General features: G+C 51.4%; 9 protein-coding genes. All 9 read left to right on the top strand.

Annotation, left to right across the window (positions count from 1 at the left end; all coding sequences use genetic code 11):
- Positions 1-103 precede the first annotated feature (103 nt).
- The 9 genes from QZ147_RS01810 (at position 104) to nuoH (ending at position 7,124) form a co-directional block, all read left to right on the top strand.
- On the top strand, positions 104-235 hold the full coding sequence (locus tag QZ147_RS01810) for a hypothetical protein (RefSeq protein WP_295146455.1): 132 nt from the start codon (positions 104-106) through the stop codon (positions 233-235).
- Entirely contained in the window at positions 222-1,013 is a 792-nt protein-coding gene (locus tag QZ147_RS01805; RefSeq protein ID WP_295146453.1) for an NADH-quinone oxidoreductase subunit C, read from the top strand. Before QZ147_RS01810 ends, QZ147_RS01805 begins: the two co-directional genes overlap by 14 nt.
- Before the next feature lie 64 nt (positions 1,014-1,077).
- Positions 1,078-2,307: an NADH dehydrogenase (quinone) subunit D gene (nuoD, locus tag QZ147_RS01800; RefSeq protein ID WP_295146451.1), complete on the top strand. Its 1,230-nt coding sequence runs from the start codon at positions 1,078-1,080 to the stop codon at positions 2,305-2,307.
- Positions 2,304-2,534, top strand: coding sequence for an NADH-ubiquinone oxidoreductase subunit E family protein (locus tag QZ147_RS01795; RefSeq protein WP_295146449.1), 231 nt, complete (start codon positions 2,304-2,306; stop codon positions 2,532-2,534). Before nuoD ends, QZ147_RS01795 begins: the two co-directional genes overlap by 4 nt.
- Positions 2,531-3,310 (top strand): hypothetical protein, encoded by a 780-nt coding sequence (locus tag QZ147_RS01790; RefSeq protein WP_295146448.1) that lies wholly within the window; start codon positions 2,531-2,533, stop codon positions 3,308-3,310. The genes QZ147_RS01795 and QZ147_RS01790 overlap by 4 nt, the downstream gene beginning before the upstream one ends.
- Positions 3,307-3,450, top strand: a complete 144-nt coding sequence (locus QZ147_RS01785) for a hypothetical protein (protein ID WP_295146446.1) — start codon at positions 3,307-3,309, stop codon at positions 3,448-3,450. The genes QZ147_RS01790 and QZ147_RS01785 overlap by 4 nt, the downstream gene beginning before the upstream one ends.
- Complete coding sequence (locus QZ147_RS01780; protein ID WP_295146444.1) at positions 3,447-6,020, top strand: NADH-quinone oxidoreductase subunit G; 2,574 nt, start codon at positions 3,447-3,449, stop codon at positions 6,018-6,020. The genes QZ147_RS01785 and QZ147_RS01780 overlap by 4 nt, the downstream gene beginning before the upstream one ends.
- Positions 6,010-6,132, top strand: coding sequence for a hypothetical protein (locus tag QZ147_RS01775; protein ID WP_295146443.1), 123 nt, complete (start codon positions 6,010-6,012; stop codon positions 6,130-6,132). The genes QZ147_RS01780 and QZ147_RS01775 overlap by 11 nt, the downstream gene beginning before the upstream one ends.
- A complete protein-coding gene (gene nuoH, locus QZ147_RS01770; protein WP_295146441.1) occupies positions 6,129-7,124 on the top strand; it encodes an NADH-quinone oxidoreductase subunit NuoH in 996 nt (331 codons plus the stop codon). The genes QZ147_RS01775 and nuoH overlap by 4 nt, the downstream gene beginning before the upstream one ends.
- The last annotated feature ends 1 nt before the right edge of the window (position 7,125 follow it).

Here is a 7,125-nt window from a genome sequence, read left to right as displayed (position 1 = left end):
CCGAGACGCTGCAATACGCGCTGATGATCCTGCAAAAAAAGATCCGCCGCCAAAGCGCGTTTAGAGCGCAAGAGCCTAAAAAATTAGACTTTAAGGACGCCTGATGAGAACGGACGCGAAAATTCCGAACGAAAATTTTAAAGCGCGCGAAATTTTAGGCGCGACGCGGGCGGAAACGGACGTAAAAATTCCGCGCGAAATTTCGGCGCGAAGGAGCGGCGATGAGGCGCTTTGAAAACCGCGTAGACGCGCAAAAAAAGCAGTATTACGCCGATAGATTTTTCGTGCCGCAAAACGTGGAGCGCGAAGCCTTTGAAGGCGGCGTCTTTGAAGGCGAGATCGCGGCGCTAACGGACGCGAAAGCGCAAATTTTAGAGGCTTTCGTAGAATTCGGGCAGCTCGTAGTTTACGTTAACGCGCTACAAAATTTTACCGCTTTATCGGCGCTTAAAAATTTCGGCTACGAGCAGCTTAGCGATCTGGGCGCGATCGACTTTATCGCTCAAAAAGGCGGCTACGAGGTATTTTATCAGCTGCTATCGATCTCGAAAAATCGCCGAACGCGCGTCAAATGCTTCGTAAGTAAATCCGAAATGTTACGAAGCGTAACGCAGGTTTACGCCTGCGCGAACTGGGCGGAGCGAGAAATGTACGATATGAGCGGCGTTTTGATCGCGCAGCATCCGAATTTAAAGCGCCTTTTAATGCCCGACGACTGGGTCGGCCATCCGCTCTTAAAATCCTATCCGCTTCAAGGCGACGAGCACGCGCGCTGGTACGAAGTGGATAGAATTTTCGGGCGCGAGCGCAGGGACGAGATCGGCGAAGAGAACCGCGACGCGGCGTTTATAGACAGCAAAGATACGCTAAATTTCGCGAAATTTTACCGAGATAACGATGCGGGCGCGCTCGCAAAAGACCTACCGCAAGAGGAATATCAAGAAAAAGGCGGAGTAAAATTCGTAAAAAAAATCAGGCGCGGCGAGAGCGAAATTTTAAAGGAGCGCCCGTGAGAACCATTAAATTCGCCGCTAAATCGCCGCTTGCGGTAAATTTAGCCGCAAAAAAGGATCGTTCGTGAGTCAAGCGCCCAATATTTTAAAGCCGTTTTACGAAAACATAGAATTCGAGCGAAACGACGGCAAAATGATCCTAAATTTCGGACCTCAGCACCCAAGCGCGCACGGACAGCTAAAACTGGTCTTAGAGCTTGACGGCGAGCGCGTAGTCCGCGCGATGCCGGAAATCGGCTTCATGCACCGAGGCGTGGAGAAAATGGCTGAAAATATGACCTACCAGGAGTTTATCCCCGTTACCGACCGCGTCGATTATATCGCCTCGGCGGCAAATAATTACGCCTTTTGCGAGGCGGTCGAGCGGCTGTGCGGCGTAGAGGCGCCGCGGCGCGCGCAGATCATTCGTACGATGCTTTTGGAGCTTAACCGCATTAGCTCGCACCTACTGTTTTTAGCCACGCACGCGCTTGATATCGGCGCGATGACTGTGTTTTTATACGCGTTTCGCGAGCGCGAATACGTGCTTGATTTAATGGAAAAATACTGCGGCGCGCGCCTAACTCACAGCGCGATGCGTATCGGCGGCGTCCCGCTTGATCTACCGCGCGGTTGGACGGATGAGATGCTAAAATTTATAGACGCCCTACCCGCCGCGATCGATACCTACGAGGCTCTTTTAAGCCAAAACCGTATCTGGAAAATGCGCCTAGAAAACGTAGGCGTAATAAGCCGCGAGGACGCGCTAGATCTCGGGTGCAGCGGCGTAACGGCGCGAGCTAGCGGCGTAGAGTGGGACTTGCGGCGCGAACAGCCCTATCTAATCTACGACGAACTAGACTTTGACGTACCCGTGGCAAGCGCGGGCGACAGCTACGCTAGATATACGCTTTATATGCGCGAGATGCGCGAAAGCGCCGAAATTTTACGCCAATGCGCCGCTCTTTACGCCGCAAGCGCCCCGCAGATCATCGCCGACGCGCCCGAGTTCGTCAGCCCTTCAAAAGAGCAGATAATGACGCAAAACTACTCCGTAATGCAGCATTTTACGCTAATCACGCAAGGCGTGCGCCCGCGTAAGGGCGAAATCTACTTCGCCAGCGAGTCGCCAAAAGGCGAGCTAGGCGTGTTTATAAACTCGGACGGTCAAGCAAGCCCCTACCGCCTAAAACTGCGCGCGCCTAGCTTTTATCACTGCGCGCTCTACGAAAAGCTACTGGTAGGCGCTTACGTCGCAGACGTGGCGACGATCATCGGCAGCACGAATATCATCTTAGGCGAGGTGGATCGATGAGGCGCATAGATCTTCGTCATTTAAAGGCTGAATTTTTAGGCGAGATGGGCGAAATTTTAGCGGACGCGGACGCGGGCGAAGCGATAATATTTTTGTTTGAAATAGGCGATTTTAGCGCGGTAGAAAACGCGCTAAATTTAGCGCTTCAAAGCGGCTGCGAGATAACGACGTCGCTAAAATTTAACCAAGTAGATTGGACTTTAACCGTAAAAAAGGCAAAACTATGAAATTTCAAAATTTTAAACCGGGCAAAACTTTAAGCCTAGCCAGCGCGCTCTTTTTGGACGCGCCTAATCTCGCGCGGGAGATAAAAGAGGGCGAGTTTATCTACGTTTCGCCGCTTGAAGATAAAATTTTAGGCACGCAAAATTTAATTCGCTGCGAGATAGGCTCTATTAGCTACGTCTTGGCGCTGCTTTGCAAGTATAAGCAGGGCGGAAACGGCGAGTTTGAGGAGTATTTCGCCGAGCTTGACGACGGATTTTTAAGCGGCGAGTGCAACGTAGGCGAGGAGGAGGCCGCCGAGCTGGCCTCTTGGGCGGCTGACGCGCGAAACGTAGTGATAGACGCTTCGTTTTTTGCGCATCCCGACGCTAAAACTATATTTAGATTGCTTGAAATTTTAGACCTGCCCGTAGTCGTCGCAAACGCGGACGAAAACGAAAATTTTAGCGATTTTAGCGCGGAGGGACGCGGCGAACCTAACGAACCGCGCGAGCTTGAAAATTTCGACGGCGCCGTGCTCTATCTTTACCGCGAAAATTTAAGCGAGAGGGAGCGAAATTGGTCGCAAACGGGCGAGGTTACGGGTGGAGCGCAGTTTGCCGCGGCGGCTAAGCTAAAAGACGGCGATATGGCGATCTTTGAAGCGCGAGATTTTAGCTTGACGGCGGAATTTCGCCTAGATTCCTCGCTAAAAGGCACCGTAGCGCTCGCTGCTTTAAACGAGGACGCGCGAAATTTAGGCTATAACTTTAAGCTAGTAAGCGCGGTTAAAAAATGAACGTAAATTTTAGGCAAAAGGGCGTAAATTTAGGCTGTGCGAGAAAAGCGGCGCGAAACCTAGCGCTAAATTTTAGCGAGCCGCGTTCGTCTAATCCGAGCGAAAATTTTACCCCGAATTCGCAAAAGGCGGCGCGATGAAAATCACGATAAACGGCAAAATTTGCGAAGCCCGCGAGGGCGAATACATTCTAAACGTCGCGCGCAGAGAGGGCGTTTTTATCCCCGCGTTGTGCTATCTTACGGGCTGTTCGCCTACGCTCGCGTGCCGCCTTTGCATGGTAGAGGCCGACGGCAAGCGCGTGTATAGCTGTAACGCCAAAGTCAAAGAAGATATGCAGATCCTAACAAACTCGCCCGAAATCGCCGCCGAGCGAAACGCCATAATGCAAAGCTACTGCGTCAATCACCCGCTGCAATGCGGCGTATGCGATCAAAGCGGCGAGTGCGAGCTACAAAATTTCACCCAAAAAATGCGCGTAAATAGCCAAAACTACGCGATCCGCGACACGCATAAACCGCATAAAAAATGGGGGCTTATCAACTACGACCCCGCCCTTTGCATCGTCTGCGAGCGCTGCGTGACGGTCTGCAAGGACAAAATCGGCGAAAGCGCGCTAAAAACGGTACCGCGCGGCGCCGATCAAGTACCCAAAGAGATGAAAGACGCGATGCCCAAAGACGCCTTCGCCGTATGGTCTAGGCTGCAAAAAAGCCTAATCGCGCCGAGCGAGGGAGACGCGCTTGATTGCTCTTTTTGCGGCGAATGCGTGAGCGTATGCCCCGTAGGCGCGCTAATTAGCGCGGATTTTCAATATAGCTCAAATGCGTGGGAACTGCGCCGCGTGCCCGCGGCAAACCCGCATTTTAGCGACTGCGAGCTGCTTTATTACGAAGTAAAGCCGCGCGGCATCGAAGATAGACGCGAGAAAATTTACCGCGTAACCAACGACTTTCACTTCGGCGAGCTAAACGGCGCGGCGCGCTGGGGCTTTGACTTTCACGACCCGGGCGCACGCAAAGACGAGGCGAAATTCGCGCGAATCGTCTCTAAATTTAAAGACGGCTCGATAAAAAATATAAAATTTAATAGCTTTATAACCAACGAAGAGGCGCTGATTTTAGAGCGCCTGCGCGAGAAATTTAACCTTTCGCTAATTAACGACGAGGCGCGCGCGTATCAGGCGTTTTTGGAAGGATTTTCGCAAGCCTGCGGGCGAAGCGTTTATAGCGGAGATACGAACGAGCTTAAAAATAGCGATTTCATCGTAGTCGCGGGCTCGATGCTCCGCTACGACGCGCCTAACGTTAGCTACCGCGTAAATAACGCGCTTACTATAAATAAAGCGAGCGGGTTTTATTTCCATCCTATCGCGGATGCGGTAACTCGCAAATACTCCAAAAATTTCGACGTTATCGCGCACGAAGCGGGGCTTGAAGAGCAAATTTTACTTTTACTGCTGGCAAAATTCGGGCGCGATTTACCTCGCGAAGTCGGCGAATTTTTAGACAGGTTTAAATTTACCGAGCAAAAAACGGTCAAAAAAAGCGTAACGCGCGAGGTTACGGAAAAAATAGACGGACAAAGCGAAAATTTAGAGGAAGCGACGAAACAAATCGCGGAAGAAGTAGAAGAAATAATAGAGCTGCAACGCCTAAAAATCGCGTCCGAGCTAGGGCTTAGCGAGGAGAGGCTAGACGCGCTAGCCGCGGGCAAGGAGCGTAAAATTTTAATAATCGGCGAGGATTTTTACCGCTCGCCTCGCGCCGCGGCGCTTGCTAAATACGCGGGGCTTATCGAGCGCTACGCGGGATTTAAGCTCATTTTAATCCCTCCTAGAACCAACTCGCTGGGGGTAGCTAAAATTTGCAAACTATCGGCAAAACCGCAAGCGGGAGCGACGCTTGGATACAACGAGGCGGGCGATTTTAAATTTTGCGTGCACGGAGGTGATATCGACGCGGGCGCGCTAAATCAGCAAGAAGGCACTTTTACTAGCGTAGACGCTCGCGTAACGCCTACGAATGCGGCGCTCGCGCACGAGGGATATTTTTTAAACGATCTAGCCAATGCGCTGGGGCTTTGCGCGCGCTACACGATCGATTACACGCCGCTACTACCCGTTAGCGCGGGATTTAAGGCGGTAAAATTCGACGATTTGCAAAATTTTTACGACAACGGCGGGACAGCGCACAGGGGCTATAAGCTTGAAAATTTAGCGCTAGATTCTAGCAAAGCTAGCGCAGAGCGAGCGCAGGGAGAAAACCAGGCGCAAGATTTAGATGCGCGGCGGCAAGAAAACGGCGAAAATTTAGAGCGAAATTTTAGCGATTTCCCGCAGCCTCTCGGCGCGCGAAAATTTAACCTCTACCGCGCAAATCCTATCGGCGTAACGCTATTTTCGGCGCGCTCTCGTCAGCTCGCGCAAACGGGCGCGCTTTTTGCGAGCGCCGCCCTTGCGGCAAAGCTCGGACTTAGCGGCGCGGCGATTATCGAAAAGGGCGCGGTAAGGCTCGGCATAAGCGTAAAAATCGATAAAAATTTAGAAGGCGAGGTCGCGTATCTGGGCGATTTCGATCCGATGATACCTTATGAAGAAATCTTTGAAGGCGCGCGGTTCGCGCAGGTTGAAATTTCGCCCGTTAGCGGCGAATTTTTAAACCTAAATTCGGCAAAAATTTTAGATGCGGCGGACAAAAATGAAAAGTAGAGTTTTAACGCGCCGATTTTGCGGATTAAAAAGCGAAAACGAGCGAAATTTAATCGCGCGAACAAACGCCCAAACCCGCGAAATTTTAGCGAATTTAAGGAGTCCTAAATGAGCGACGCGACGTTTTTTATAATCGAAACTCTAATAAAATCGCTCGTAATCTTATTAGTCGTCGCGACGCTGGCGGGGCTTGCGACCTACGCCGAGCGCAAGGTACTAGCCTATATGCAGCGCCGCGTGGGACCGGATATGGTAGGGCCCGCCGGGATTTTACAGATAGTAGCCGATATGATAAAGCTTTTTACCAAAGAAGACGTCGTGCCCGCAAACTCCAACCGCTTTATCTTTCTAATCGCTCCGCTAATCTCCGCCGTAGCCGCATTCGCCGCGCTGGCGCCCATCCCGTTTTTACCGGAATTCGAGCTATTCGGGCGCACGATACGCCCTATTTTAGCCGATGTCGACGTAGGCGTGCTTTACGTTATGGGCGCGGCTAGCGTTTGCGTATTTTCGCCGCTTACGGCGGGGCTTGCCAGTTACAATAAATACGCTCTTTTAGGCGCGGCTCGCGCGGCGGCGCAGCTAATTAGCTTTGAAGTAATCGCGGGACTTTCGCTACTAGGCGCTATAATGCTAACTGGCTCGCTTTCGCTAACCGATATCAACGACTATCAAAACGGCGGAATTTTTAGCTGGCTAATCTTTAAACAACCCCTTGCGTTCGTTCTTTTTTTAACGGCAAGCTTCGTAGAATGCAACCGCACGCCGTTTTGCCTAACCGAAAACGAAGCCGAGATCGTCGCGGGCTACGGCACGGAATATTCGGGCATGCGCTGGGGCATGTTTTTCATCGGCGAATACGCGAATATGATCGCTTCTAGCATCGTTATTTCGCTAATATTTTTAGGCGGTTTTAACGACTTTTGGTTCGTACCCGGCGCTATTATGATTATTTTAAAATCAAGCTGCGTCTTTTTCTTTTTTCTTTGGACGCGCGCGGCTTGGCCTCACGTGCGCCCCGATCAGCTAATGGAGCTTTGTTGGAAAATATTGCTTCCGCTTGCGTTATTAAACGTAGTAATTACGGGCGTAGCGCTGGTATAGG

It is taken from the genome of uncultured Campylobacter sp. (genome assembly GCF_905371695.1).
Classification (GTDB): Bacteria; Campylobacterota; Campylobacteria; order Campylobacterales; family Campylobacteraceae; genus Campylobacter_A.
Note: the sequence above shows the minus strand (reverse complement) of the source record. Positions and strands in the feature narration are given on the sequence as shown.